The organism is Streptomyces spinoverrucosus (genome assembly GCF_015712165.1).
Lineage (GTDB): Bacteria > Actinomycetota > Actinomycetes > Streptomycetales > Streptomycetaceae > Streptomyces > Streptomyces spinoverrucosus_A.
Window position 1 is genome coordinate 23769 of record NZ_JADPZX010000001.1, and the last position, 25145, is coordinate 48913.

Consider the following 25145-nt stretch of genomic DNA (forward strand, 5'->3'; position numbering starts at 1 on the left):
ACTGCGAAACTCTGCCCGACAAAACAGTCGCACCGAACGGGGACGTGTAGCTGTGGCAAAGGCGAAGAACCGTAAAGGGCACTACCGGGCAGGTCACTACGTGCAGCCGTCGTCGGCATCCAGCCGGTGGAAGAAGCCGTCCACCGGCCTTGTCCTGGCGGCCGCTGTCGTGGCCATCGCCGGTTGGAACACCCTGTTCGGCAACGACTCCGACGACCCGGACACTGCCCCCCGCCCCCAGCCGTCAACCTCCTCGGCTCCTGCCGTCTCCGGTCAGTGACCCCGCTCCCTGCGGAACACCGACAAACGCCCCGGCCATGCTCTTCTCTTCTCGGGCGCGCCACCCTCGGAAGCTGCCGGGCTCGCCGGCCGGGCTGACGCAATCTGCGCGCGCAGCTGCTGCCATACGGCCTGCCACTGCGTGATCTGATCGTCGGGAACGCCGCAGGCCGAGAGGTAAGCGGCCGTTGTACTCCACGTGGCGGGAAGCGTGCCGCGGTTGAGCAGACTGCTGACGGTACCGGCCGATATACGCCCACCCGAGCGCTCACTGACCGCACGCTGGGTCAGACCGCTCACCACACGTACATCCGCCAGAGCCGTGAAGAACCCCGTGACCGTACGGATCGCACGCGGATCCGGCCACGACCGCTCCCCAGCACCCCCACCAGGCGCAGCGGGAACCGATACGGCGGGCAGCGCCGCGTGATTGCGCCCGAGCGCGACCTGAGCGCCGCTGTTACGGTCCCGCGCCTGCGGAACAGGGTGCCCGCGCGCTTCCAGCGTCAGACGCACGTGCCGGTAGACAGCCGCGAGATCCAGCAGCACGGGACCGCCCGGTATCCCTCGGCGCAGCGTGTCGAGCAGCGCTCCGGTGAAGGCCGTATACGTCTGCCCCACCGGCGCCAGGGCAGTACGGGTCTCAGCCGCAGCCGCAAGCAGGAAGCTGCCCTCCACCGCGGCCTGGTCGGCAAGCGGCGCCCCGGCGCTCATCCTCCCCAGGGCCAGGCCGCTGTAGCAGCAGTCCAGGATCACGACATGACGCTCCGCCCGGGAGTCCAGAAGCAGAACCTGACGCAGCCAGTCATAAGGCAGACCGGTCTCCACACGACCGAACTCGGTGTGCGGCAGGGCCAGAGTGAGCTGATCCTGCGCATCCACCAGACCGTGCCCGGCGAAGTAGACCACCAGCGTGTCAGTGGCCTCAGCCGCCGCTGCTCTTACCGCACCCACCACGGCGTGCGCGGCCACCGGATCCTCGACAACGGTCACATGCCGGGCAGGCAACTGTACAGACAACGGGCCACGCAGGAGGTCGGCAAGAGCTTGCAGATTGTTCGAGACGGCCGGCAACTGCTCGAGATGTTCATAGCGGCCCGTGCCCACCAGGACCGCCCGCGAGGCCCCCGGGTCAGGCAGCACACTCACCGACCGCCTCCCTCATCAGAGTCGGCGGCGCCCAACGCCCGGACCGCCCGCTCGATCTCCTCCTGCGAACAGTCCGTGAGGACGACGACCGTCTCCCCCCGGCGGATCTCCACCCGCGGCCGCTGCGGCCTGGACTGCCGCCACGCCACCACCGCCAGCACGAACGACGCCGCACTCCACCCGTTCCCCGTCACCAGCTGCAGCACATCAAGCCCCGTGCCCATCTCCCCCGGCCCAGGCACACCACCCCGAACCTCAACCGCGGCCGACCGGCGCACCTCAGGATCCGCACGCAACCAGCCCTGCAACGACCGCAGCTCCACCGCAGCCGACCCGACCCGTACCTCTAACCGCACCGTCGCCCTCCCCTGACCCCGTGCACCCCAACCCGACGACCATGCACAGCCGATCAAGAAAACCGCTACAGGGCAACACCCCCACTGACCAGGCAAAACATCCCTGAACAGGCAAAACGTCAGCCGAGCCTTTAGACGCAGAAGCTACCCACAACGCCCCGGCCATTCCCACTGAAGCCCACACAGCACCAGGTCACAGCAGCCACAGCCCGCCAGACCAGTTATCAACCCATCACCAACACACCAGCTCACACACCACCCCACACCCCAACTACCCCCCGCCTCAGCGACACCCGGCGCCGCGACCCCGTCCTGCGCACCTCCGCACGCCAACTGATCGAAGTCGGACTGTTCAGCGCCAAGGAGTCCTTGGCGTACCTGGTCGAACGCCTCGCGGTGCACGGGCTCTCCGAGGCTGAGGATGAACTGGTCGGCCTGGCCGCGGACCTCGGCCATCTTCCTCTCGCCTTGGCTCAGGCCGCCTCCTACCTGATCGACCTCGCCGACACCGGGCTGACCGTCAGCCAATACCGCGTATTGTTCAGGGACCGCCGGCCCCTGGCCGAACTCGCACCGGACCCCGCCGCGCTGCCCGACGACCAGGAGACAACCCTCGCCGTCGTCCTCCGCCTCTCTCTCAACCGTGCCGATCAGCACACCGCAGGCCTGGCCACGCCGCTGCTGCAACTGACCAGCCTCCTGGATCCACCCGGAATCCCCGCCAGTGTTTTCACGACCAGCCGCGCGATCATCTACCTCACTGTCAGCCGTGCCTCTCAGTCGACGGCGGCCCGGACCGACGAGTCCGCGCCTGACGGCTACATTGGCAGCATCAGCGGTCCGGTCAGCACGGTCGCTGGCACCGAGGTCCTCAACGCCCTCCGGCACCTGCATCGCTTCAGTCTCGTGAGTTACTCACCGGGGACGCCGACCATGAGTGCGGTTGTCCGCGTTCACGCTCTAACTCAGCATGCCGCGTATGACACCGTTCCTCCGGCCTTCCGTGGCTCTTTGGCGCGTGCAGCCGGCGCCGCTCTCCTCGAAGCATGGCCTGAGCCTGAGCAGAGCGCGGTCGCCAGCATGCTGAGGGCCAGTACTTTCCGGCTGAACGACGCGGCAGGAGACGCCCTCTGGGACCCCGACTACGAGCCGAACGTCCTGCTCAAGGCTGGAACAAGCCTCGGTGATGCCGGCCAGTACACGGCTGCCGCAGACTTCTTCACGGGCCTTCAGGCGACCGCAGCCCGCCACTTCGGCCGGGATGACCACTTCACCTTGCGCGCCCGGCACCATCAGGCCTCTTGGCGTGGCGAGGCCGGAGACGCTGCCGGTGCGGCACAAGCCCTCGCCGGGCTTCTTGAGGACCGGGTCCGTGTCCTCGGTCCAGACGACCCGAACGCCCTCGCGACCCGGCAGAACCATGCCCGCTATGTGGGTGAGGCAGGGAACGTGGGGGAGGCTGTCCGTTTGCTCGAGGACCTGCTTCCGCTTCAGCTGAGCGTCCTTGGCCCCGACCACCCTCAGGTGCTTGTCACCCGCAACTACCTCGCCACCTGGGAGGAGGACCCGGGCCAGGCGCTCTACCTGCACGAGCAACTCCTCGCCGACGAGATCCGCATTTTCGGTCCCGATGACCCGAAGGTCCTGACCACACGCGAGAACATCGCTCACTGTGCACGCGCGGCCTACGACGGCGAGGCAACACTCGCTGCGCTTGAGGCTCTGCTCTCGGATCAACTGCGCATACTCGGCCCCGACCACCCCAACGTTCTCGCCACACAGAGCGATCTCGCCCTCCACCTCGGGGACACCCAAACCGCCAGCACCAAGCTCAAAGAACTCCTCGATCACCAAAGGAACGCCCTGGGCTCCGCGCACCCACGCACACTCGTCACCCGCCACAAGCTCATCAAACTCCGATCAGAGCTCCACGCTGCACCGAGTCCCGTCAGCGACTACGAAGAACTACTCCATGACGTGCAACGGGTGTTCGGGCATGACCACCCGAACACCCTTACTGCTCGACACTCTCTCGCCTACTCACGACACAAGGCAGGAGACACCCAGAGAGCAGTTTCCGAACTCGAGGACCTCCTCAACCACGTGAAAACGATCCCCGCGCCCACCGAGCTGGTCGTCGGGATCATTGTGACGCTCACGGACTGTAAGACGTTCGGCTCTGGCCCGTAGTCGTTGGTGACGCCGGGTAGCCGTCCCTGATCATGATCTTGTGACGGATGTCAACTCCCTTGTCGGCACGGTGTTTTCGGGGCTGTCGGTGCTCGTCGTCGTGGACGTGACGGACGGCGGTGACGCGGTGGTGGTCACGGCCCGCACCCCGAAGGACGCAGTGCCGTGTCCGGTGTGCGGGACGTCGTCGGCGAAGGTGCACGGGTATCACCGCCGGACGGTGACGGACGTACCGGTCGACGGCCGTCCGGTCGTCGTCCACCTGCGCGTACGGAGGCTGGTCTGTCCGGTCCTGGGCTGCCGACGGCAGACCTTTTGCGAGCAGATTCCCGGACTGCTGGAGCGCCATCAGCGCCGCACGGTGCGGCTTGCCTGGCAGATATCCCAGATGGCGCGGGAGTTGTGCGGCCGGGCGGCCGCACGCCTCGCCGGGCTGCTGGCCGTGCCCGTTTCCCGCAGTACCGCACTGCGCCATCTGCGACGCCTGCCGCTGCCGCAGCAGGCGGTCCCACGAGTCATTGGCGTGGACGATTTCGCCCTGCGCCGCCGCCACCGCTACGCCACGATCATCACGGATGCCGAGACCGGCCGACGCGTCGCGGTCCTGCCCGACCGCGAGAGGGCCACCCTGGAGTCCTGGCTGCGCGAACATCCTAGTGTCCAGGTCGTGTGCCGCGACGGCTCGGCCACCTACGCCGAGGCCATCCGCCGCGCCATGCCCCACGCGGTACAGGTCAGCGACCGATGGCACCTCTGGAGAAACATCTGCGACAAAGTCCAGCTCGAGGTCCGCGCGCACACCGGCTGCTGGGCCACCATCAACCCGCCCCGCCCCGGTGGAGTACGCGAGCAGACCACCCGCGAACGCTGGAACAAGATCCACGACCTCCTCGGCCAGGGCGTCGGCCTGCTCGACTGCTCCCGCCGCCTGGACCTGGCCCTGAACACCGTCAAACGCTACGCCCGCATGCTGCCCGAACCCCAGGCCCTGCGCATCGCCCCCACCTACCGGCCCACCCTCGTCGACCCCTACCGCGACCACCTGCGCGCCCGCCGAGCGGCCGAACCGGCAGTTCCTGTCACCCAACTACTTGAGCAGCTCCGGTAGTTGGGCTACATCGGCAGCGCGAACCTCCTGGTCCGCTACCTCAATCAGGGCCGTGCTGAAGGCGACCGCCCCGTCACGCCGGCCGTCTCCTGCTCACCGACCCCGAAAACCTGCGCCCGAAGGAAATGACCCTGCTGGAGAAGATCGCCGCGGCCTGCCCGGAGATGACCGCACTCGCCGATCTCGTAGACGGCTTCGCCGCCCTGCTGAAACCGGTCGAGGGTAACGACGTGAAACTCACCAAGTGGATCACGGCCGCCCGCGCCGTAGACCTACCCCACCTGAGCAGCTTCACCAACGGCCTCGAAATCGACCGGCCCGCCGTGAACGCCGGCCTCACCTTGCCCTACCACAACGGCTGCACCGAAGACGTCAACACCCGCACCAAGAGGATCATGAGACAGATGCACGGCGCGCCTGATTCGACCTCCTCCGCCACCGCATCCTCCTGCCCTGACGGACACCCAGCGTCACCACCGACTACGGGCCAGAGCCCAATCACCGGTGCAGCCGGTGCGCCGGTGGGTTGGGTTAAGAAGCCGTTGTCTTTCTGGATGTGGGCAATGAGTTTCTGCTGGTCAGGCATGGCTTCGGTGTCGCCGCGGGAGAGTTCGGGCGATCAGTTCGTTCTCGGTAATGCGGAGATGATCGATGCCATCGGTGATGGGGTTGCTGGAGGAGCGGGAGGCGGCTGCCCGGGTGCGGGCGGAGGAGCTTCGCGCGGAGATGGAGCGGATCACGGCTGAACTCGCCGACGCGGAGGCGGCGTTGGAACGGCGGGTGATCGCGAGGACGGAGCTCGCCGAGGCCCTGGCTGCTGGGGGCGAAGAGACGCAGGCGTCCGCTGCCGGTGCGCAGGAGGCGCCGGCCGTGAGTGGGAAGGCCCCGGCTCCGGTTGTGGGGTCCGTCGTGCCGCGCTGGCATGAGGCGGCGACGGTGGACGCGCTCGCGGTGGACTACCGGCGGATCGTCGAGCTGGTGGAATCCAGTGCGGGTGGAAGCGAGGGGATCTCAGCGAAGCAGCTTGCCGCCGGGCTTGGGCTGGAGCTGGTGCCCGCGAAGATCGAGGGGGTGCGGTCCAAGGCGAGGCGGCTGGCCGAGCGGGGCTGGCTGACGGCGTCGCCGTCGGGCCGGTTCACGCGGCGGCAGCCCACCGGTCCTGCTCGGCCCGGAGCCCAGAAGCGCGTCGGGCGAGACGGCGGCTGAGGAGCATGGACTGCGAGAAGTAGATGAACGCCTCGCTGGAGGCGGGCGGTGTCTCGAAGTCCCGCACCAGGCGGCGCGAGGACATCAGCCATCCCAGGCTCCTCTCCACCACCCACCGTCTTGGCAGCACCACGAACCCTGACATGTCGTCCGAGCGTTTCACGATCTGCAGGGTGAGCTGCAGTTTCTCCTTCGCCCAAGCGGCGAGCCGACCGCGGTAGCCGTTGTCGGCCCACACCAGCGTGATCGCGGCGAACCGCTCGCGCAGGCGGGGCAGCATCATGTGGGCGGCCTGGCGGTCGGTGACGTTCCCGGCCGTCACCAGCACCATCAGCAGCAGGCCCAGGCAGTCCGTGATGACGTGCCGGCGCCTGCCGTTGATCTCCTTGCCGCCGTCGTAGCCCCGTGAGACCGCGGGCACCGATGCCGCCGCCTTGATGGACTGTGAATCGATGACCGCCGCCGTCGGCTGCGCCTGGCGCCCTTCGGCCCGGCGGGCCTTCTCGCGCAGCCGGCCGTGGAACTCCTGGGCCAGGCCCTTCGTGCGCCACCTGCGGAAGAACGCGTAGACCCGGTCCCATGCAGGGAAATCCGCGGGAAGCGCGCGCCATTTCACTCCGTTGTCGGTGACGTACCGCACGGCATCCAGCATCTGACGGTGGCAGTAGCCCTCCGGCTGTCCGCCCCGGCCCTCCAGCCAGGCCGGGACCGGCATCGCGTCGCGCACCACCTGCCACTCCGCGTCCGTCATGTCGGAGGGATACCGCCGCACCCGCTCGGGGCGGTCGGCCGCGCTCCCGAACCGGTGAGCGAGGCAATCGCACACCGACACACGCGAGTTGGACGGGACCGGGCCCGGCACGCAAGACTGGGACAACAGGACCTCCCTGCACTCGAGTTGGCTTCGCAACCCTCGTGCTGCACCGGAGGTCCTGCCTTCATTCGCCGACCTGGCCAAGATCACCCGACCAGGAACCCCGTTCGATCAGAACCGTCCTCATGATCGAAAGGACAACGGCTTCTGAATCCACCGCCGGCCTGCAGGGTCTACTCCCGGTGGTCGAGTCCGTCAACGCGAGCCGGGGAGCAGCAGACGCGCTGGCACTGAACGGAGGGAACCGGCCGCCGTCCATGCCGCCTTGTCGCCAGCACCCACCCCCTCGTTGCCGAGGCTAAAAACATGACCGGCGTCAGCCACAGGACGGCTGGTTGAGAGGCAGTGTTCACACCGGCACGATTGCAGATCCCACTGACAACGCCCCAGAGCAGCTCTGCCCCTCCCGGGCGCGGATGAGGAACGCGGCGAAGTCGGCAGCTGCCTCGGGGGCAGCGGTGGCGAGCCGGGCCGCGAACGCCAGCTGGTCGACGCCGACGTCCGGGACCAGGCGGGCGAGTTCGGTGAGCAGCGCGGCGTGGGCGAGCAGTGGTGGCGGCAGGAGACTGGCGGCGGCCTCGCGGGCGGCCGGGTCGCGGTAGTGCCCGAGGTGTGCGGCCAGGGCGTGGGCGAGCCAGGTGTCGATGTCGGCCTGGACGTACCCGCCGGCGCGGCGGGTGAGTTCGTCCCGGGCGGCTTCGTCGCCTTCGCGGGGCTCGGTCTGCTCCAGCGTGCCCAGCTCGCGCAGCGCCTGGAGCTCATCGGCGCGGGCCGCGACCCGGGCGGCTTCGCGCTGCTCGGCTTCCCGTGCGGCGGCGGCCGCGGTTTCGGCGGCGAGCTCGGCCTGGACGACCTCGTCGGTGTCCGAGTCGTACACGGCGCTCGGGGTCATGGCGGCGAGCAGTTGGTCGATGCGCTCCCACTCCGCGAGCTCCGCGCGGCCGCGGGTGTCGTCGGCCAAGTGCTCGTGCCGCGAGTCCTGCCGTGCGTCGAACCGGGCGTCCTCGAGGGCTCGTGCGACGGCGGCGACGTCCATGCCCTTCGCACGGCGGCGCACCACCCGTCGGCCGATGCGGGCGTGGTCGACCGGCTCGCGCGGCGCGGCGACGCGTGAGGCGAGCGGGCGGCGGACATCGCGCCGGGGCGACCAGGGCGTGGTCATCAAGTCCTCGCGTTCAGGTGCGGATTCGGGAGCGGGCAGCCGCCAGAACGCTGAGCGGCGGCCCGCGAGTATGTGAGCCGAAGCCCGGTGGTTGTCACCGGTAGAGCCGGATGACGTCGCGAATGAGACGGGGCGAAGCAGCGTGGTGGTCACCAACGAGGCACGCAGCTTGTCACAGCTGCTCACTCAGCAGTCTTTCTGTCGCCAGTCCCGACGAGCAGCGGCTGGAGGAGTGCGCAGCCGTTGACGCTCACCCTGCGGTCCGAACATGATCAGGTACTCGACCGGACCGCTGGGGCTGGAGTTCGCCACCCCGTGCGGGGTGCGGGTGTCGAACTCGGCGACGTCCCCGGGGGTCAGGACGAGGTCTTGGTCGCCGAGCGCGAGCCACAGTCGTCCGTACAGGACGCACAGCCACTCGTAGCCGTCGTGGGAGACCTGCCGGGGCCGCGCGGGCGGATCCTCGAGGGCGGGCAGGACGTGCTTGTGGGCGTGCAGGCCGCCGACATACCGGGTCAATGGCAGCACCGCCTTGTCATCGCCGAAGCTCAGCGGCGCCCTGGCGCGCGGCTTGGCCGCGGGAGCGGGTGCCGTGCCGGCCAGCTCGTCCAGGGCAACGCCGTACTCCTTCGCCAGCTGCAGCAGCACCTCCAGGGTGGGCTTGCGCCGGCCGGTCTCGATCCGGGACAGCGTGCTGGGCGAGATACCGGTCGCGCGGCTGACACCGGCGAGCGTCGCGCCGTGGTGCTCGCGCGCGGCCCGCAACCGGGGCCCCATCGCGGCCAGCGTGCCCTCCACGTCGTCGACTGCCACCTTTCACGCTCCTTCTCGCCATGCCGCTCCACCGCTCTGTCCTGCAAGGTTGCCAGAATGGCAAGGCTGATCGCGTCGGACGGGTGCTGAGCCACATGATCGATGGGTAGCCGCGTCGCCGCGAACCGAGGAGAAGCCCATGCAGCCCGAGCCGACCGCCGAGCTCCGCCACCGCACCATCGAGGCCCCAGCCGGGCGCCTGCACGTGGTCGAGCAGGGCACCGGCCCGCTGGTCCTGCTCGTGCACGGTTTCCCCGAGTCCTGGTACTCCTGGCGCCGCCAGCTCCCGGCCCTCGCCACGGCCGGCTACCGGGCGGTGGCGATCGACGTGCGCGGTTACGGCCGCTCCTCCAAGCCGGAGGCGACCGACGCCTACCGCATGCTCGAACTGGTGGAGGACAACGTCGCCGTCGTGCGCGCCCTCGGCGAGGAAAGCGCGGTGGTCGTCGGCCACGACTGGGGCTCCAACATCGCCGCCGCCTCCGCCCTGTTGCACCCCGAGGTCTTCCGCGCCGTCGGCCTGCTGAGCGTCCCCTACGCGCCGCCCGGCGGGCCCCGCCCCACCGACATCTTCCGTCAGATCGGCGGCCCCGAGCAGGAGTTCTACGTCTCCTACTTCCAGGAGTCCGGCCGCGCCGAGGCGGAGATCGAGCCCGACGTCCGTGGCTGGCTCGCGGGCTTCTACGCGGCCCTGTCCGCCGACACCATGCCCGCCCAGGGCGAGCCCGACCCGCACTTCGTCGCCCGCGGCGGCCGGCTGCGCGACCGCTTCCCCGTCGGCCCGCTCCCGGCCTGGCTGAGCGAGGAGGACCTCGACGTCTATGCCGGGGAGTTCGAGCGCACCGGCCTGACCGGCGCCCTCAACCGCTACCGCACCATGGACCGGGACTGGGAAGACCTTGCCCCGCACCACGGAGCCCCGATCAAACAGCCGTCCTTGTTCGTCGGCGGCGCCCTTGACGCCTCCACCACCTGGATGTCCGACGCCATCGACGCCTACCCCACCACCCTCCCCGGCCTGTCGGCCTCCCACCTCCTCGACGGCTGCGGCCACTGGATCCAGCAGGAGCGCCCCGACGAGGTCAACGGCCTGCTGACCGACTGGCTCGCCACATTGTCTGGCCTTCCAGTGAGTTCGGTCTTGCCAATGCCCGCCCATGAGCCCATTACGGTGGCCCGGTGACCGACGCGAGCATGGACAGAGTGATTCGCTTCCGGGCCGAGGCGGCATCCCGGGGTCTGCCGTCGGAGGAGGTGGAGGAATGGATACGTGTCGCCCGCCAGGCGGTGTACTTGGCGGAGGGCGTTAACGGTCCCTTCCTGGCCCGGGTCGGCGGCGACCCTCTGCTGCCGCACGGCGCGCCGAGGCCGTCCGATCCCTTCGTGGCCTCCGTCGATCTCGCGGCTCTCCCGCCGGGCGTCACCGGCCTCCCGCTCCCCGCCGACGGCCACCTGCTCCTCTTCTCCGGCACCGATGTGCACGGCGGTGGACCGGTGTCCGACGCGGTGCTGTACGTCCCCGCCGGGACCCCGACAACCCTGAGCCCGCTCGAACACAGCTGGCGCGAGCCGTACCGGCCGCGTGAGCTCCGCACGGTCTGGCACCAGCCGAGCGCGCAGATGCCGGAGAGCTTCGCCCTCGACAGATGGGGCGACTTCCCCGAGGACGAGCAGTTCGAACTCGCCGACGAACTCGCCGACGCCTGGGCGGACGTAGGCGGCTACCGCCCATCCTGGATCATGCAGATCGGCGGCCATCCGGTCTCGCCCCAGAACGACCCCGTCCACTACGCCCGTGATTCCAAGGAAGCGGGCCCCTCCGAGCAGGGCGGTGCGGCCCACGGAGAGGGCGCCGACGACTGGGCTCTCCTGGCCACCTGGAGGTGTGGCGACGACGTCACGGAACTGGACTCCGGCGTGGTCCACTGGGTGATCCGCCGCCGGGACGTGGCGGCCCGGCGCTTCGACCGGGTCCACCGCTACGTTGAAATGGCCTGACAGCGCGGGGCGGGGACGGTCGGCGCCCCGGTGCCTTCCGGTGCTCCTCAGCCGCCCTGCCCGCCACGCCCACACGGTGGTCCCTGCTGAGGGTCGCTCGGTTCCGCGGCAGAAGCCGTAGGGACGCGGGCTGATCAGCGGTCGCCGGCTCGCGGGGTCGATCCGGCGCAGGGAATGCGGGGCTCGCCCGCCGCCTCCCGTGGTCCGGGTGGAGGGCTCAGGAGAGCAGCAGGTCGCAGATCGCCTCCGTGATCTCGTCGGGCGCCTCCTCGGCCATGAAGTGCCCCGCGCCGGTCAGCCGGTGGTCCAGGTCCGACGCCGCGTGCCAGACCGCAGCGGCGTCGTAGCCCAGTCGCGCGCCCCAGTCCTGCTGGACGACCGTCACGGACATGGCCGGCCGGGAACCGGCGCCTTGGTCCGCCTGGTCGTGTGTGACGTCGATGTCCGCCGAGGCCCGGTAGTCCGCGACGATCGACGGCACGGCCAAGGCGGGCCTGCGCTTTCATCGCCTGGGAACCGCGGCCGAACCGGCGAAGGGGGCGGTCTGTCTCGCCTCGGACGAATCCGCCTGCACCGCAGGGACCGTGCTGCGCGTTGCTGGGGCATCGGACAGCTCGCGTACCAGGGTCCGTCTTCAACGGATCTTTCCCAGAGCAGGAACGATGACAACAAGCCTGCCTGTATGACACCTACCGTGCTTCGGCTCAATATGGTTTAGAAGCCGTTGTCCTTTCGATCATGAGGACGGTTCTGATCGAAAGGACAACGGCTTCTCACCGAAGAAGCCGTCGGCGCGGCCCTCGCGCTTCCTGATCGAGCAAGAACAGCTCGACCAACTACGCCGCTGCCTGAACGACACCACTCTGCCCCTGGAGGCCCGCATCATCGGCGCCTTCGTCCGGCTGTATGCCCAGCAGGTCAGCCGCATCGTGGAGTTCACCACCGACCGTTACACCACACAGGACGACCGCGCGTACTTCACCTTCGCTCACAATCCCGTACTGCTGCCCCCCGACCTTGGCGACTTTGGTGGAGCATCAGGTCACCGCGCCACGGCTGAACGACATTCTGGCGCCAGCATCCGATCGCAAGTTCCTCTTCCCTGGACGCCCTCCGAGCAGACCGCGCCCTGCGGCGTCAGTTCTGTCCCTGATGCGCGCCAACGGCTTGCCCATCCTCAGTGCCTGGAACACGGCCATGATCGAGGCTGTTGGAGACCTGCCGCCGGTCGTCGTGAGCGACTTGTTCGGCGTTGCCGCGACCACTGCCCACCGTTGGGGCCACCTCGCAGGTGAGAGCTGGGCAGGCTACCTCTCAGCCCGCCAGGCCGAATAGCGCGCTACTCGTTCAACTGCGCCGGGGCAGTTCGGCGCGCCGTACCGCGCTGGATGCCAGAGCGATGGCCACGCCCAGGCTGGCGAAGGCGCCGCAGCCGATGAACACCGGGGCGGCACCCCAGGCTCCGATGGCAGCGCCGACCAGCGGATAGCTGAGGGGCGCGAGACCGACCATGGTGAGCATGACGACGGAGGTGACCCGGCCGAGATAGGCCGGGTCCGCTGCCGTCTGTATGAGGGCGTTGTCCAGGCTGCCGAAGATGCCCGCACACAGCCCGATGACCGCGGCCAGCACCACGGCGAGCCAGAGGGTAGGCACCAATGCGATGGCGGCGGCGCCCGCGCAGCCCACGAGCAGTGTGCCAGCCATCATCAAGCCGGCGCGGGGCAGCCAACCGGCGATCGCGAGCAACGTGGCGCTGGCCGCTGCTCCTGCACTGAAGCTGCTGACGATCCAGCCGTAGCCGGAGGGGCCCCAGCCGCGCTCGGCATTGAGGAGCACCATGCCGACGTTGAGGGTGCCGATGAGCCCGAGCTCGCAGACAGCGCCGGCGGCGACAAGCGGGCCGATGAGTCGGTGGCGGCGGATGTAGCGCAGCCCGTCGAGCAGGTCCTGCCGCGCGGTGCCGGGTCCCGGCCGCTCCGCATCGTGCGACCCCAGGGACCGTATCCGTACTGTTAGCAGGAGCGGCAGGGACAGGGCGAAGAGCGCGCCGGCGACAGCGAAGGCGGCCGCAGGCCCGCCCAGTCCCATGGCCAGGCCACCGATCGGCGGGCCCGCGATCTGGCCGAGGCGCATCGACAGCGAGCGCAAGCCGGTGACCCGGGCCAGCTGGTCAGGGCTGGTGATGCGCGGCGGGAGGGCCCCGACAGCAGGTACGAACAGCGCGTCCACGGCGCCGAAGACGAGCGCCACTGCGACCAGGACCCACAAGGCTGGCGCAGTCAGTGCGATACCGGCGGCCGCCGCCAGGATGAGGAGACAGCGCAGCGTGTCGCTGCCGAGAATCACCCGACGGGGGTCGAACCGGTCGGCCACCACGCCCCCGCCGAGCATGAGTAACGCCCGCGGTAGCGCCCCTGCGGCCATGACGAGGCCGACTTCGGCGGGGCTGGCGGCCTTCTGGGCGGACCAGCCCAGGGCCACGAAGTACACGCTGTCGCCGACGAGGGAGGCGGTGTACGCGGTGAGCCAGCGCAGTACGTTTCCGTCGCGGTGGGCTGGTGTGGTGGCGTATTCGGGCAGGGCTGTCTCTGTGGTGGCCATGGAGGGCTCCAGTAGGTACGGCCGGGTCAGGGCCGGAAGGGAAAGCCGTAGAGGTGCACGGACACGTGCTCGCGGCCCTCGGTGTCGCCTGCCGCCTTGGCGGCCTTTCCGCGCTCCCGCCAGCGCCGGGCCAGCTCCTCAAGTTCGTCGCTCATCTCGGCGAGTTCGGCGGGGGTGAGGTCGAGTAGCCACTCGGAGCTGACGGACGCGTCGGTCCACGCTTTGCCCCAGGCGGACTTCTGGTCGAGATACGTGCGGTACTGGGCAACGCGGGTGTCGAAGATGCCACGGGTCACCGCGCCGACTGCAGCGGCGCCCTCGGGTGTGTCCGCGAAGTCCGAGTCGCGAAAGCCCCAGCCCTCCTCAGATGCCACCCTCCACCACCGCTCGCGGCCGTCGGTGCCCTGGCCGCTCGCCTGGGCCACGAAGCCGTGCTCGGCCAGTTTGCGCAGGTGGTAACTGACCAGCGACGGCGTCTCGTCGACATGTTCGGCGAGCTGAGAGGCGGTCGCGGTGCCCGCGGCGTACAGCATTCGGTAGAGCTGCATCCGCAGCGGGTTCATGAACGCCCTCAACCGGGACAGGTCGGTGATCTGTTCAGGCTCGTGCTTCGGTCGCATGCGCTAACCGTAGATGTGAAGCAGAAACTTCACAATAATGGCTTCAGAGTTTTCACGGCGACAGAGTCTGGATCTGTGCCGACGAGGTCAGCGCCGATTGTCGTCAGGTAGCAGGCCCGTCGCGCCCCCGACCCGTCGCCGCCTCACTGAGCGCCGTCACGGTGGGGCGGCGGCCAACTGCGGCGGCTCAACACGGAATTGCGCACGCTCCGCATACCGCCTCTGCACCAGTGGGCGACGTCGGCCAGCCCCACCACGTCAAGGTCCTCGCCGAGCCCGCGGCCACCGAGCACTGTCAGGAGCACCGCCCCGCCCTCGCCACGCGCTGACCCCGTGCCCCGGCCCGGCCGGGACGCCCTCACGCCTGCGGGGCGGCCGTCGACACAGACTCCGGCCACGCCGCAGCCAACCCACCCCCCACCCGGAACAGAGAGTCCTCCATGACGGACACCACCTAGTAGTGCCGCATCAAACAAGGTTCACCCTGTTGTGACGCGTCGTCCGGTGCCGTGTTCACCGGGGCCGGACGGCAACAATGATCGCGTGGCTGAACGCGTGCGGGTGCGGGAGATCGACGACGACGAGGGGCAGCGGTTGCTCCAGATCATCCGCCGAGGCACCGGCTCGGTGGTGACCTGGCGGCGGGCCCAGATGGTGTTGCTGTCCGCACAAGGTATGCCCGTCGACAAGATCGCAGCGGTGACGTTCACCAGCCCGGACCGGGTCCGCGATATGATCCACAACTTCAACGCAGACGGCTTTAACTCGCTCTACCCCCAATACAAGGGCGGTCGGCCCAGGACCTTCACACTGCCCGAGCGCCGCGAGATCAAGAAGATCTCCAAGTCCAAGCCGGCCGAGCACGGCCTGCCGTTTTCGACCTGGAGCCTGGTCAAGCTGGCCGACTTCCTGGTCGCAGAGGGGGTGGTCGACGAAATCAGCCACGAGGGCCTGCGCATCCTGCTCCGCGAGGAAAGCGTCACCTTTCAACGCGTGAAGACCTGGAAAGCCTCCAACGACCCCGACTACGCCGCCAAGAAGGCCCGAGTCGAGCACCTCTACGCCATCGCCGACGGCGAGGTCCTGCCCGATCCCGGCGAACCCGAAGTCATCTTCTCCATAGACGAGTTCGGGCCGCTCAACCTTCAGCCCCACCCTGGCTACACGCGACCGCACGGGGTCCGTCACCTGTTCGCCGCCTACGACCTGGGCAAGGACCAGCTCTACGGCCACATCAAGAAGTCCAAGAACCGCTCCAAGTTCCTGGAGTTCTGCCGCTACCTGCGCTCCTTGCACCCGGCCGAGAAGCGCATCGCGATCGTGTGCGACAACTACTCGCCGCACCTGACCACCAAGCGGTGCCGCCGGGTCGCGGACTGGGCCGAGGCCAACAACGTCGAGATCGCCTACACCCCGACCAACTCCTCATGGCTCAACCGGATCGAGGCCCAGTTCACCGCCCTGCGCTACTTCACCCTGGACGGTACCGACCACCTCAGCCACAAGGAGCAGGGCAGCATGATCCGCCGCTACATCATCTGGCGGAACAAGCATGCCCAGGACGAGCGTTTACGTGAGGTCGTGAACAGGGCGAACGTCGCCTGATGCGGCAGAGGCTGCACCCCGACGGAACAACGCGGTCCACAGGAACGTCGCGCCGAAGAGTGCTGACTCGGGCGGCTCCTTCCGCATGCGGCGCAGTTCGACCTCCACCAGGTCAGAGAAGATCCAGCGCAGCGATTCGGGCGTGTAAGCGAGGCCGCCCTGCAACTCGCGCTCACGGTAGAGGTCCGCGTCGGCGAGTTCCGAACCCATTCCTCCCTCGCCGGCAGCGAAGCTGGTGAGGGCGAGATGGCCGCCGGGGGCGAGGACGCGGTCGAGGAGACTCAGGTAACTGACCCTGCGGTGCGGCGGCAAGTGGTGGAAGCATCCTGAGTCGACGACCAGGTCGTACGGGCCGCTCAACTCGGTTGCAGGGAGCGCGAAAGCGTCACCGCAGAGGAAGCGGACATCGACGCCAAACTCGCGAGCCCGGTCCTCGCCCCACGCGACGGCCACCGGCGAGAGGTCGACCGCGTCCACCTCGAAGCCGCGCGAGGCGAGGAACAGAGCATTGCGGCCCGCCCCGCAGCCCAGATCCAGGGCCCGACCGGGAGCGATCAGGCCCTGGTCGAGATAGGCGGCCAGGTTCTCGTCGGGCTTCGCCACGAAGAACGGGACCGGCCTTGACCGGTCGGCATAGAAGCGATCCCAGAAGTCCTTGCCGTCACCGGTCGCGAGGCGGCCAGCCTCGGATTCAGATGCGAACAGTCCGTCCAAGAGCGCGAGAACGTCCTCGATGGTGCGTACAGTCCGGTCCACCCGGCCCCCTTTCGACCGAGTGCGATCGTAGGAGCGACGAGAATAAAAGGCCAGCTCAGGCGATGTTTCACGACGCTTGGAGTGGGCCGCTGCTGGCCCCGGAGGAGACCGGAGGCAACCCACTCCAGGCCCCGACCCCGCGTCCACCCAAGCACCCCTACGGGGCCAGGAAAGGCCCACCCCCGGCCACGCCCGGCAGGCTTTTTCGACGAGTTTCCAGCGGCGCCACAGGGCGAACGTTGTCTGATGCGGCACTAGACGCCGAAGCCGTCGCCCGTGCCCTGCGGGAGGACAACGACCGGCTTCGCGAGCGCGTCGCCGTCTATGCCCAGGTCATCCATGAACTCCGCATCGAGCTGGACCGGCGTACCGACACCAGCACCCAGCGCAGCCCCGTCTGGACTCTGCCCACCAGTACCACCTGATGCTCGAGGCTCCTGGGGCGCTGTCAGGGCCCCTTTGCACTCTCGCGGGGGTCGGTGGCTGTGATCTGCTCAACGAAGCGCCGTACCTGTTCCTCGACGGGCTCCTGCGCGGACACGGACATCACATGCCAGCGGTGCGTACCGCGTTCATCGAATTGGCCAGTGACGAAGTGCATGACTACTTCGGCTGACTCCCCCCGCTCTTGCACACGGATGCCGTGTATGAACGGCTGGCAGTCCCACCGTTTGTACCAGTCGGTTGCGGCGATCCGGTGGGCCAGCAGACGGGCAGCCGTGTCCACAGGCTCCTCCCAGGTGTGGTCAGCTACGACCCGAGCCAGTTCGGCGTCGTACTGCGCGGCGTCGAATCGGACCTCGGGAGGGACGGGGACCCGGATGTCGTTGGTGTTCTCCCAGCTGACCCACTCGACGTGATCGCCACGACGCTGGATGGTGACGAAGACTCCTCCACAGCAACCGGTGTCGCAGTCGTTGTTCGACAGTTCGACACGGCGAGGTTCGCTGGCGGCCCACAGCGGCCACGTCTCCGATGAACCGAACCACTTCTGCTGGTAGCAGCTTGAATCGCCGTCCGGATGTATCTCCTCCAGCACGTCCCGGCCATCGATCAAAGGACGTATTCCCGCCCCCTTCGTGATCGCCTGCGGATGCGGAAGGACAGGACGCAGAGCAAGGACGCTCACCGGCGCAGAGTGTTCCATGCCGCCCATGATCCCCGATCGGGAGCGCAAGACAGGAGCCCCGTCGGTTGGCCTCAGCCTCACCTCTCCCGACGTGGGTCCAGCCCTGCCTCGACTGTCTGGGCGCGTCCGTATGTACCAGTTGGACACTAAGCGCAGTGAGCGGGCAACAGCTCGGAGTAGGCGAGGGAACAGGCGGCAAGCACAGGGCGGCCGGACTCACCGAACTCCTGGCCCGCGAACTCCGTCACTGCGGCCGCCAGGTCGGCATCGAACACCTCCACATCCATCGGCCGCGCGTGCTCACCGCGGCCGACCGCACCCACACCGCCGCCACCGAGCGGGAGACCCCCCGATGATCCGTCGCATGTTCCGCCGCTGCGGCGACGCCCCCGGCGCCCTCACCCCCGAGGACCAAGCCGTCGTCGACGCGTTCCGCGCATTGCTCGCCGCCTGCAACAACCCGCAGCCCTGGACACCGGGCTGCAACCAGGATGTTGCCGTACGCGTCGGCCCGTTCCTCGAGCGTGCTCAGCCCCGCCCCGGTGACGACCACGGCCCCGACCTGATCGCCGTCACCCTGGTCCACCCCGGCGCTCACCATCGGTGCTGGCACCGGCGGTGCCGCCGCTCTGCTGCTGGCGCTGCGCCGTCAGTGGTTGAGCGAGCACACTCACGTGCGGCAGGAAGCTGCGGACACGATCGCGGAGTTCGATGCGAGGCCTGCCACATCCAGCGAATCACCCTGGAGAACCAGAAGCTGAGAGAAGAACTTGAAGCCGGCACGGGCGGTGCTCGCCTGACCCCCATCCCCTCCAGTCGTGACAGTTGTTGAGCAGCTCTCAGGACATTGAGCGCATTACCCCCGAGGGGTCGACTCCCGTCTCGGAGTTCTTCCGGCTCCTCGACATCTACCGAGCCGAGTCCGCGTGACTACCTGCTCCGGCCCGGCACCGCTGTGCCAGGCCGAAGCGATCAGCCGGCGGCGGACAGTCTGTGCCACCAGTGACCGCAGCCGCCGGAGCAGAAGCGCTCGCGGCGCCGCTCGTCGGCAACCGCGAGGACTGCGATCAGCAGCCGGAACGCCTTTCGGCGTTCGTCGAGAGGCGTGAGACTGGCGATCTTTCCCAGTTGCTCGTCGATCCGGCCGCGTGAGATCAGTACTGCGGGCGTATGCGTCGGGCGCAGCCCAGCACGGCGGATGCTCTCTGGCGCGTCCTCGGCGACAGCGCGCGCCTGGACACAGTGATGACGTAGGAACAGCAGCACCTCGGACTGGTCTTCCGGGCCGAGGTCGTCGAACCACTCGATGCCCTCGGACATGGGGCGCAGCCCCTGCGCGAGTTCATTGAGCCGGACGTCCCGTTCGTTCATCATTGCCCCCAGGAGATCGGCCGCGGCGCCGGCGCGGATCCACATCCGCCCTCGTGAGGACGCGTGCCCACAGCTCACTGACCACACCACTCTGCCGGTGGCACACCTGCTCGCTGGATGATCTTCTGATTCTGTACGGGATTCCCACCCTGGTGGTTGACTGCCGAGGTCTGGGTCCGGCATGGTCCAGGTCCTGGACGGCGTCCTACTCTACTGGCTCGCGCCAGGCGGCGACGAGATCGTGGAAGCGCGGGAAACGGGGACCCGGAACAGTCTCGTCACTGACCGTCTCGCCGTTGAGCCAGCAGATGTCGAAGACGTAGGTCTCGGTGTCGAGTAGGCAGCACACACCACCGGTGGCGGCGGTGAGGTCGGTGAGCACCTGCCTGACGGTCGCGCACTGCATGAACATCCGGCTCATGCGCGAGGTGGCCGCCATGAACTGCAGCGACGCGAAATTCGGGTGCTGTGTGGGCGAGAACGTGACAGTCAGGTAGATGTACCCGACCAACACTCGTCCCTGCTCGTCGACCCTGTCGGAATCCCGGAGGTGGAACTCGCGCACCGCTTCGTCGACGCCAATCATGACTGAGGTGTCCAGTTTGAGCGTGCCGCCTGCCGAACAGGCGACCGGTTCGCTCTTGAACCTGGAGGTGAACGGCACGATCAACTGCGCGCTGCTCGGCAGCGTGATCGGAAGTGGCGGTGTGTGGCGGCCTTGCGGGGCGAGCTCGGCCAGCCGGGTCAGTGCCCTCGCAACGTTCCGAGGGGGCATGAAGATCTCGTAGCTGTAGTCCAGCCCCATACCGCTTCGCCTCCCCTTGCTCTGAGCCGGGATCCTTTCACGGTATGGATTGGTCGCCCAGTTGATTATTTGGGGGTGGCCGGCTTCACCCTGCAGGGGCCGGAACGGGCGGGAACATCGGCTCGTCTCCGAAGCGATCAGCTCTGAGTAGAAGCCGCCGCCCACGGGTGGTCACCGAGAACCTGGCAGTGGGTGGAGACGCCGATGTCGCGCGGCTCCGCCCGCCGTTCCAAGCCGAGCCCGGAGCCGTTCCTTGGCTTGCCGGTAGTGAGGACTCGTGACGAGTCCCCACGCGGCTTCAGCCCGGTCTCATTACTGTTGCTTGATGATCCAGTCGAAAAAGAACGCTGCTCCAGCAACCGAGCCTCCCCCGGCCAGTACGGCGAGGGCGGGAGTGCTGCATGATCGGGTGACAGCGGGGTTTATGCGACCAGAGCTGCGGGTGGGGTCATGATGGTCTCGTACTCGGCGGGGGTGAATCGGCCCAGGCGTCGTTGCCGCCGGCACTGGTGGTAGGTCCGCTCGATCCAGGTGACGATCGCGATCCGCAACTCCTGTCGAGTGGCCCAGACGCGGCGGTCGAGGACGTTCTTCTGCAGCAGTGCGAAGAAGCTCTCCATCGCGGCGTTGTCGCCGGCGGCCCCGACCCGGCCCATCGAGCCGACCAGGCCATGCCGAGTCAGTACGGCGGCAACCTTCCGTGACCGGAACTGCGAGCCGCGGTCCGAATGCACCACGCATCCGGTCACCAGGCCGCGGCGGGCGACGGCGGACTCCAGGGCTCTCACCGCGAGGCGGGATTGCGTCCGGGCGTCGATGGAATAGCCCACGGTGCGGCCGGAATACACGTCCTTGACGGCACACAGGTACAGCTTGCCTTCGCCGGTTGCGTGCTCGGTTTGTGCCAACCGCCCAGACACTCGTGCCGTGTGATCACGGTGCGACCGCCGTAGACAACGAGGTCGTTGGCGTGCAGGAGCACCCCCAGCTGGCGCCGAATGAAACGGACCGGAATCGAGGAGGCGTTGCCGCGGACGCTGATCTGGCTGAACCGGTTGACCCTCGGGGCGAACCAGCGTCCCAACGGCCACAGCAAGTGTCGTTCCTGTGCGAAGTAGGCGCCGACGGTGCGGGTGCGGCCCCGCAGCCTGCGTTATTCGTCGTCCTGGTCCCACAGGTCGATCCTCTCGTTCAGCTCGGTGAGCGAGGCGACCTCGGGGACGGGAGTAAGTGGTTGCGGCGGAAGTAGCCGATCCGCCCCTCGACCCCACCCTTCTCGTGGGCGCCCTCGATGCCGGGCCGGCAGTAGAACGGCTCGATGACCCATTCTCTGAACCTATTGTCGGGCCTTGCTTGCGGCCACGATGTCGATGGCGACTCGAAGCGGTGTCTCGGCGTTCCCAAGTAGCGCCCGGGTGATTGCGATCGCCTGGATGATGCTCATACCGCGCTCGGCCAGGAGGGTTTGGACAGCCTCCATTCCGTCGCTCTCAAGGACTGGTCGGGACTGCTCGACCAGATCGGTCCAGCGTGCGGCGTCCTCGGGACTTAGCCCGATGACGTGGTCGAACACGACTTCCTCCTCCCGTGATGAGTCAATGAGATGTGCTCACGTCTCGTCAGAGCCCAGTGCTGCAGTCAGGACCTTCACGGCGTCAGCGTATTGAAGGCGGTCGAACCGAAACGGGCCGAACCCCGAGTAGTCACGCGTCTTGCGGTGGGGCTGCTCGAAGGAATCCCAGGTCACGTGGTCAGGAGTCACTGTGATGCCGGCCATCAGCGGCCAGCATCCCCACTCACCGCATTCACAGCCGAGCACGGGTGTCTTCGGCCCCATCGCTCCGGTGGATCGTCCATGGAAATGGTCTTCCATCGGGCCGAATCGGAAGAACTGCGGGACAAGACCTCCGTAGGCGTCTCCGGCTGGTTGCATTCCAGCGTTCATCTCGAACTGGTCGACCAAGTCGGTAAGGGGTGTTCCGTCGATGCACGGGACGACTTCGAGCACGCCACGATCAGCGTGGCACCGGCAGTCGAAGAGGATCTCCTGGCTGGTCATATGCTGATTGTTGCAGCCCACGTCTTCCCTGCTCCTCCTGATTATGGTGGGCAGTTATGGTCGGGGCGGCAGGGCTGTGGAGGCTGGTTGCGGGGTGGGGATGCCGAGATGAACAACGGCCCGAGGTCGCGACGCCTGTCGATTTGAGTCAGTTTGCCTTCTGCGCCGGCGAGGCTGACACGCAGTCGTTCAACCTCGCCGAGCCAGCCTTCGCGCTCGGCCTCCGCGATGCGGGCGTGAAGGTTGTCGCGGAGCTGCACCAGATGGTCGCGTTGGGCGGGTCGGGTCAGAGCATCGGGCAGCGGACGCAGGCGTGTTCGTGGATGGGGGGGTGCTGAACGAGCTGCCGCAGGTGCCGATGGAGGCCTTGCTCCGCTCGAAGTGGCCGAGGGCTTCGGTCCACTCCTCGTCGGTCGGGACGCGGTATTCATCGGTTGGCCGCATGGCTCGTCGACGGGCCAGGAGGGCCAGGTGGGCTTGGACGGCCTCGTCTGGATAGACCGCCTTGTAGCCGAAGGTGACGTTGATGTCCTGGTGTCCGGCCATGACCTGGGCAATGTGCGGGGCAGGCCGCTCGGCGGTGTTGAGGACCGCCACCACGGCGGTGCGCTCGTCCTCCGTGCGGGCGCGCTGAAGGCCGGAGTCGAGGAAGGCCTTGAGGTCGTCATTGGTCCCGGCGAGCGCGGCCTCGGCCTCGGTGCGGACCGCGCGGCCACCGAGCTGCCAGGCGTCGAGGACTTGGGGGCGGGCGTTCTCCGGCAGACCCACCTCGGCGGCTGACGCGGACTCACCCCATGCCGTGCCGACGACGGCCGTGCAAAGCATCAAAGAAAGGGCAGATATGCGGCCGCCCTGCCGCCTTTTCCGGCGGCTGGTCAGTTTCATTACTACTACTCCAGCAGGAACGAGAAGGCCGCCTTGGCGGCCTATTTGCCGGAGCAGAATCACACAGCACTCGACGGTGAATAAACACAGGGTGCACCCATCGTCATTTCTTGATCGTTTGGGTGCCGATTCATGACGCAAAGCCGCACAACCATTTACAACTGTGACGTGGATCGCAACCCCGGCTTTGGATATGACCCGTCTTTGCCCGGTTTACCCGGTGGACAGAGGCCGGAATGGTGGATTCCATTCGTGTACACCGGGTGAAGTTGTCGCGGCTGGACGATGAATTACTCCCTCGGCGAGCGGGCGGAATCCAGCCCGGAATCACGAGCGAATTCACGCCGCCCCGCAGATTTCGCCTACTGAAATGCCGGCGGCGCGATCCCCAACGCCCCGAAATGGAATCTACGACTAGGACCGTGATGAAGGTACGTAGCGCGATTGTGCGCACTCTGGGTGGCGCCGCTGCCGCAGGTGCTGTGGCCTGGATCGCGATGGCAGGCGTCTCGGATGCCGCGCCCCCTCAGGGCGGTGCGGTCTAGGCCGTCGCGGGCGAGATGCCCGGTTACGCCGTCGAGGACTTCGATTACCCGCAGGCCGACAAGATCCTCGCCGAGCAGGGCATCACCCTCAAGCGCGGCGACGGCCACATTGTCCTCGCAGACTGCGCCAGCGGCACCGGCCTCATTGAGGTGTGGCCGCGCGACAAGGCGAAGGTCTGCTTCCGCGTCAGCGGCGACAGCGGCTTCCTGACGATGGCGATCCCCGCGGTCTACGGCGTCAAGGGCAACGACTACACGACACAGGTCGACATGACGGTCGGCAGCGAGGAGAAGGTCTTCGACGTCGTCATGAACGCCTGGACCCCAGTCGGGGAGACCGCGGACGAGTACGGGCGCGACCACATGCTCGTGGAGATCCGGACCACCAAGTAGCGCCAGCTCGCTGCCATTCGCCAGCCCTGCTGCAGCCCGGTGAACACCGGGCAGGCAGCTCTCTCACCAAAGAACTCCGCAAGGCTTCACCGCCGCAGGCGCTCGTCGCTGTCATCCGCAGCTGCCATGCCCCGGGATACACTGCTCCGCTCCGCCCTGACTGGAGGTCTGAGTGTTCCCCGCACGGGTACTTGCCGGTGCTCCGTTGGCTCTGGTGATTCTCGCCCTGTCCGGCTGCTCCTCCCACTGAGGCTGCACCGACACGACGGCGGAGCGCGGTGAGGCCGGTGTCAGGGTGCAGGTCGAGGACACGTCCGGGCGGCCTATCGGCGTTACCGCCGAGGTCGTTGACTGGCGCCTTGAGCCCCATCCGCAGGTGCCTTCCGAAGGTGACCAGGTCCACTTCCACTACCGCTTCGACGGCGCCGACGAGATATCCGGCCCTGCAGTGGACGCCTGCGCGGTCGATAAGGAACGCGTGGCGTTGGGATGTCAGACGGTCTACTCGTCCGAGGCGTTCGGGCCTGGCGGTGATCTCACGGGCGACGACTGGCTCGCCGTCGAGCACCCTGAGCAGGTTGCCGGAGTGCTATTGATCCCCAATGACCAGTCCTACGACAGACGAACCTGCGAGCAGGACATCAAGGACGGTGGCGGGCCGCATCCTCCGGAACCAGCCGGCACGGGGGACCAACTGTAAGCCGTCATATCGGTCGTCGGTGAGCCGGCGGTGGCATGTGAGGGTCGCGGCGATGGTGGTGAAGGCCAGGAAGTGTTCCGGCTTGCGCTCGTAGCGGCGGTGGAGGCGTCGGCAGCCCGACAGCCAGGACATGGTCCGTTCCACGACCCAGCGGTGCCGGCCCAGTCGTTGGGATGACTCGGTGCCCTCACGGGCGAGGCGGTGCCGGATGCCTCGGGATGCCGGCCGGCGCCGCAGGTGCTGGCAGTCGTAGCCCGTGTCTCCGTGCAGTTTGCCGGGCCTGCTGCGGAAAGACCGAGCACTCCACCCACCGCCGATGCAGGTAGTGGCGCGGAGTCTCGCCACAACAAGGTGGCGTTGTAGTGGACCCGCTCGGCGCGCAGCGTCCACGCCTCGGTGCGTGTCGCCAAGGCCAGGTTGCAGAACCTTCCGCACGCACCCGAACGTGCGCGACAGCTCAGCTGCCTGTGCACCGGACGGACGAAGCGGTACCTGCACGCCCGCTCCAACCGCCGACCGTGTTCTGCCGCCGGCACCG

At 68.0% G+C, this 25145-nt stretch carries 25 protein-coding genes and 6 pseudogenes; 12 read left to right on the forward strand and 19 right to left on the reverse strand.

What is annotated here, in order from left to right; all coding sequences use genetic code 11:
* Positions 1–52: 52 nt before the first annotated feature.
* On the forward strand, positions 53–280 hold the full coding sequence (locus I2W78_RS00135; protein WP_196455835.1) for a hypothetical protein: 228 nt from the start codon (positions 53–55) through the stop codon (positions 278–280).
* Here the strand turns inward: I2W78_RS00135 and I2W78_RS00140 are convergent.
* Together I2W78_RS00140 and I2W78_RS00145 are read right to left on the reverse strand one after the other, a co-directional pair.
* The gene (locus I2W78_RS00140) at positions 274–1428 is read right to left on the reverse strand and encodes a caspase family protein (RefSeq protein WP_196455837.1); all 1155 of its coding nucleotides are present in this window, start codon (positions 1426–1428) and stop codon (positions 274–276) included. The genes I2W78_RS00135 and I2W78_RS00140 overlap by 7 nt on opposite strands.
* Positions 1425–1784 carry an effector-associated constant component EACC1 gene (locus I2W78_RS00145; RefSeq protein WP_196455839.1) on the reverse strand — a complete coding sequence of 120 codons (360 nt, stop codon included), beginning with the start codon at positions 1782–1784 and terminating at the stop codon, positions 1425–1427. Before I2W78_RS00145 ends, I2W78_RS00140 begins: the two co-directional genes overlap by 4 nt.
* A 369-nt stretch (positions 1785–2153) precedes the next feature.
* On the opposite strand from I2W78_RS00145, the gene I2W78_RS00150 reads away from it, so the two are divergent.
* The 3 genes and pseudogenes from I2W78_RS00150 (at position 2154) to I2W78_RS00160 (ending at position 6288) form a co-directional block, all read left to right on the forward strand.
* The gene (locus tag I2W78_RS00150) at positions 2154–3974 is read left to right on the forward strand and encodes a tetratricopeptide repeat protein (RefSeq protein ID WP_196455841.1); all 1821 of its coding nucleotides are present in this window, start codon (positions 2154–2156) and stop codon (positions 3972–3974) included.
* Positions 3975–4014: 40 nt separating this feature from the next.
* Positions 4015–5539 (forward strand): annotated as a pseudogene (locus I2W78_RS00155) (ISL3 family transposase).
* A gap of 269 nt (positions 5540–5808) precedes the next feature.
* Positions 5809–6288 (forward strand): hypothetical protein, encoded by a 480-nt coding sequence (locus tag I2W78_RS00160; RefSeq protein ID WP_230885705.1) that lies wholly within the window; start codon positions 5809–5811, stop codon positions 6286–6288.
* Here the strand turns inward: I2W78_RS00160 and I2W78_RS00165 are convergent.
* From I2W78_RS00165 to I2W78_RS00175, 3 genes are all read right to left on the reverse strand, one after another.
* Positions 6218–7039 (reverse strand): IS5 family transposase, encoded by an 822-nt coding sequence (locus tag I2W78_RS00165; protein ID WP_196455845.1) that lies wholly within the window; start codon positions 7037–7039, stop codon positions 6218–6220. The genes I2W78_RS00160 and I2W78_RS00165 overlap by 71 nt on opposite strands.
* Before the next feature lie 472 nt (positions 7040–7511).
* The gene (locus I2W78_RS00170; protein WP_196455848.1) at positions 7512–8324 is read right to left on the reverse strand and encodes a hypothetical protein; all 813 of its coding nucleotides are present in this window, start codon (positions 8322–8324) and stop codon (positions 7512–7514) included.
* Between the two features lie 186 nt (positions 8325–8510).
* A complete protein-coding gene (locus I2W78_RS00175) occupies positions 8511–9137 on the reverse strand; it encodes a helix-turn-helix domain-containing protein (RefSeq protein ID WP_196455850.1) in 627 nt (208 codons plus the stop codon).
* Positions 9138–9276: 139 nt separating this feature from the next.
* On the opposite strand from I2W78_RS00175, the gene I2W78_RS00180 reads away from it, so the two are divergent.
* Both I2W78_RS00180 and I2W78_RS00185 read left to right on the forward strand, forming a co-directional pair.
* Entirely contained in the window at positions 9277–10320 is a 1044-nt protein-coding gene (locus I2W78_RS00180; protein WP_196455851.1) for an alpha/beta fold hydrolase, read from the forward strand.
* A gap of 11 nt (positions 10321–10331) precedes the next feature.
* Positions 10332–11135, forward strand: a complete 804-nt coding sequence (locus tag I2W78_RS00185; protein WP_230885268.1) for a DUF1963 domain-containing protein — start codon at positions 10332–10334, stop codon at positions 11133–11135.
* A 217-nt stretch (positions 11136–11352) separates the two neighbouring features.
* Here I2W78_RS00185 and I2W78_RS00190 read toward each other — a convergent pair.
* The 3 genes and pseudogenes from I2W78_RS00190 to I2W78_RS00200 form a co-directional block, all read right to left on the reverse strand.
* Positions 11353–11619 (reverse strand): annotated as a pseudogene (locus I2W78_RS00190) (alpha/beta hydrolase); the annotation flags it as partial.
* Positions 11620–12482: 863 nt separating this feature from the next.
* Positions 12483–13739, reverse strand: a complete 1257-nt coding sequence (locus tag I2W78_RS00195) for an MFS transporter (RefSeq protein ID WP_196455854.1) — start codon at positions 13737–13739, stop codon at positions 12483–12485.
* 26 nt (positions 13740–13765) lie between these two features.
* On the reverse strand, positions 13766–14359 hold the full coding sequence (locus I2W78_RS00200) for a winged helix-turn-helix domain-containing protein (protein ID WP_196455856.1): 594 nt from the start codon (positions 14357–14359) through the stop codon (positions 13766–13768).
* Between the two features lie 543 nt (positions 14360–14902).
* On the opposite strand from I2W78_RS00200, the gene I2W78_RS00205 reads away from it, so the two are divergent.
* Positions 14903–15964, forward strand: coding sequence for an IS630 family transposase (locus I2W78_RS00205; protein WP_196455858.1), 1062 nt, complete (start codon positions 14903–14905; stop codon positions 15962–15964).
* On the opposite strand, the gene I2W78_RS00210 is transcribed toward I2W78_RS00205, so the two are convergent.
* Complete coding sequence (locus I2W78_RS00210) at positions 15929–16720, reverse strand: class I SAM-dependent methyltransferase (protein WP_196455860.1); 792 nt, start codon at positions 16718–16720, stop codon at positions 15929–15931. The genes I2W78_RS00205 and I2W78_RS00210 overlap by 36 nt on opposite strands.
* A 239-nt stretch (positions 16721–16959) precedes the next feature.
* On the opposite strand from I2W78_RS00210, the gene I2W78_RS00215 reads away from it, so the two are divergent.
* Complete coding sequence (locus I2W78_RS00215; protein ID WP_196464835.1) at positions 16960–17145, forward strand: hypothetical protein; 186 nt, start codon at positions 16960–16962, stop codon at positions 17143–17145.
* Between the two features lie 23 nt (positions 17146–17168).
* Here I2W78_RS00215 and I2W78_RS00220 read toward each other — a convergent pair whose 3' ends face one another.
* Positions 17169–17867: a hypothetical protein gene (locus I2W78_RS00220; RefSeq protein ID WP_196455862.1), complete on the reverse strand. Its 699-nt coding sequence runs from the start codon at positions 17865–17867 to the stop codon at positions 17169–17171.
* A gap of 137 nt (positions 17868–18004) precedes the next feature.
* Here I2W78_RS00220 and I2W78_RS00225 point away from each other — a divergent pair, with 137 nt between their 5' ends.
* Together I2W78_RS00225 and I2W78_RS39995 are read left to right on the forward strand one after the other, a co-directional pair.
* Complete coding sequence (locus tag I2W78_RS00225) at positions 18005–18205, forward strand: hypothetical protein (protein ID WP_196455864.1); 201 nt, start codon at positions 18005–18007, stop codon at positions 18203–18205.
* Positions 18202–18681 (forward strand): hypothetical protein, encoded by a 480-nt coding sequence (locus tag I2W78_RS39995; protein WP_230885269.1) that lies wholly within the window; start codon positions 18202–18204, stop codon positions 18679–18681. Before I2W78_RS00225 ends, I2W78_RS39995 begins: the two co-directional genes overlap by 4 nt.
* Positions 18682–18821: 140 nt before the next feature.
* Here I2W78_RS39995 and I2W78_RS00235 read toward each other — a convergent pair whose 3' ends face one another.
* From I2W78_RS00235 to I2W78_RS00260, 7 genes and pseudogenes are all read right to left on the reverse strand, one after another.
* Positions 18822–19265 carry a DUF5958 family protein gene (locus I2W78_RS00235; protein WP_230885270.1) on the reverse strand — a complete coding sequence of 148 codons (444 nt, stop codon included), beginning with the start codon at positions 19263–19265 and terminating at the stop codon, positions 18822–18824.
* Between the two features lie 160 nt (positions 19266–19425).
* Positions 19426–20025, reverse strand: coding sequence for a hypothetical protein (locus I2W78_RS00240; protein WP_196455866.1), 600 nt, complete (start codon positions 20023–20025; stop codon positions 19426–19428).
* 422 nt (positions 20026–20447) lie between these two features.
* Positions 20448–20924 (reverse strand): annotated as a pseudogene (locus tag I2W78_RS00245) (transposase); the annotation flags it as partial.
* Positions 20810–21121: a Mu transposase domain-containing protein gene (locus I2W78_RS41545; RefSeq protein WP_374222624.1), complete on the reverse strand. Its 312-nt coding sequence runs from the start codon at positions 21119–21121 to the stop codon at positions 20810–20812. The gene I2W78_RS41545 and the pseudogene I2W78_RS00245, both read right to left, overlap by 115 nt.
* Positions 21122–21361: 240 nt before the next feature.
* Positions 21362–21598: a hypothetical protein gene (locus I2W78_RS00250; protein ID WP_196455868.1), complete on the reverse strand. Its 237-nt coding sequence runs from the start codon at positions 21596–21598 to the stop codon at positions 21362–21364.
* A 36-nt stretch (positions 21599–21634) separates the two neighbouring features.
* Positions 21635–22084, reverse strand: a complete 450-nt coding sequence (locus tag I2W78_RS00255; RefSeq protein ID WP_196455870.1) for a hypothetical protein — start codon at positions 22082–22084, stop codon at positions 21635–21637.
* A gap of 189 nt (positions 22085–22273) precedes the next feature.
* Positions 22274–22969, reverse strand: coding sequence for an ALF repeat-containing protein (locus I2W78_RS00260; protein ID WP_196455872.1), 696 nt, complete (start codon positions 22967–22969; stop codon positions 22274–22276).
* A gap of 560 nt (positions 22970–23529) precedes the next feature.
* Here I2W78_RS00260 and I2W78_RS00265 point away from each other — a divergent pair.
* Both I2W78_RS00265 and I2W78_RS00270 read left to right on the forward strand, forming a co-directional pair.
* Positions 23530–23907 (forward strand): hypothetical protein, encoded by a 378-nt coding sequence (locus I2W78_RS00265; protein ID WP_307783563.1) that lies wholly within the window; start codon positions 23530–23532, stop codon positions 23905–23907.
* Between the two features lie 172 nt (positions 23908–24079).
* A pseudogene (locus I2W78_RS00270) lies at positions 24080–24607 on the forward strand (hypothetical protein).
* A gap of 15 nt (positions 24608–24622) precedes the next feature.
* On the opposite strand, the pseudogene I2W78_RS00275 reads toward I2W78_RS00270, so the two are convergent.
* Both I2W78_RS00275 and I2W78_RS40000 read right to left on the reverse strand, forming a co-directional pair.
* Positions 24623–24895 (reverse strand): annotated as a pseudogene (locus I2W78_RS00275) (transposase); the annotation flags it as partial.
* A gap of 62 nt (positions 24896–24957) precedes the next feature.
* A pseudogene (locus tag I2W78_RS40000) lies at positions 24958–25143 on the reverse strand (helix-turn-helix domain-containing protein); the annotation flags it as partial.
* Positions 25144–25145 lie beyond the last annotated feature (2 nt).

Excerpts from the sequence above, each read along its gene's own strand:
- I2W78_RS00160 (WP_230885705.1), top strand. The coding sequence starts at position 5,809 with ATGGAGCGGATCACGGCTGAACTCGCCGACGCGGAGGCGGCGTTGGAA.
- I2W78_RS00165 (WP_196455845.1), bottom strand. The coding sequence starts at position 7,039 with ATGACGGACGCGGAGTGGCAGGTGGTGCGCGACGCGATGCCGGTCCCG.
- I2W78_RS00170 (WP_196455848.1), bottom strand. The coding sequence starts at position 8,324 with ATGACCACGCCCTGGTCGCCCCGGCGCGATGTCCGCCGCCCGCTCGCC.
- I2W78_RS00180 (WP_196455851.1), top strand. The coding sequence starts at position 9,277 with ATGCAGCCCGAGCCGACCGCCGAGCTCCGCCACCGCACCATCGAGGCC.
- I2W78_RS00185 (WP_230885268.1), top strand. The coding sequence starts at position 10,332 with ATGGACAGAGTGATTCGCTTCCGGGCCGAGGCGGCATCCCGGGGTCTG.
- I2W78_RS00195 (WP_196455854.1), bottom strand. The coding sequence starts at position 13,739 with ATGGCCACCACAGAGACAGCCCTGCCCGAATACGCCACCACACCAGCC.
- I2W78_RS00200 (WP_196455856.1), bottom strand. The coding sequence starts at position 14,359 with ATGCGACCGAAGCACGAGCCTGAACAGATCACCGACCTGTCCCGGTTG.
- I2W78_RS00220 (WP_196455862.1), bottom strand. The coding sequence starts at position 17,867 with ATGGAACACTCTGCGCCGGTGAGCGTCCTTGCTCTGCGTCCTGTCCTT.
- I2W78_RS39995 (WP_230885269.1), top strand. The coding sequence starts at position 18,202 with ATGATCCGTCGCATGTTCCGCCGCTGCGGCGACGCCCCCGGCGCCCTC.
- I2W78_RS00235 (WP_230885270.1), bottom strand. The coding sequence starts at position 19,265 with ATGTGGATCCGCGCCGGCGCCGCGGCCGATCTCCTGGGGGCAATGATG.
- I2W78_RS00240 (WP_196455866.1), bottom strand. The coding sequence starts at position 20,025 with ATGGGGCTGGACTACAGCTACGAGATCTTCATGCCCCCTCGGAACGTT.
- I2W78_RS00255 (WP_196455870.1), bottom strand. The coding sequence starts at position 22,084 with ATGACCAGCCAGGAGATCCTCTTCGACTGCCGGTGCCACGCTGATCGT.
- I2W78_RS00260 (WP_196455872.1), bottom strand. The coding sequence starts at position 22,969 with ATGAAACTGACCAGCCGCCGGAAAAGGCGGCAGGGCGGCCGCATATCT.
- I2W78_RS00265 (WP_307783563.1), top strand. The coding sequence starts at position 23,530 with ATGCCCGGTTACGCCGTCGAGGACTTCGATTACCCGCAGGCCGACAAG.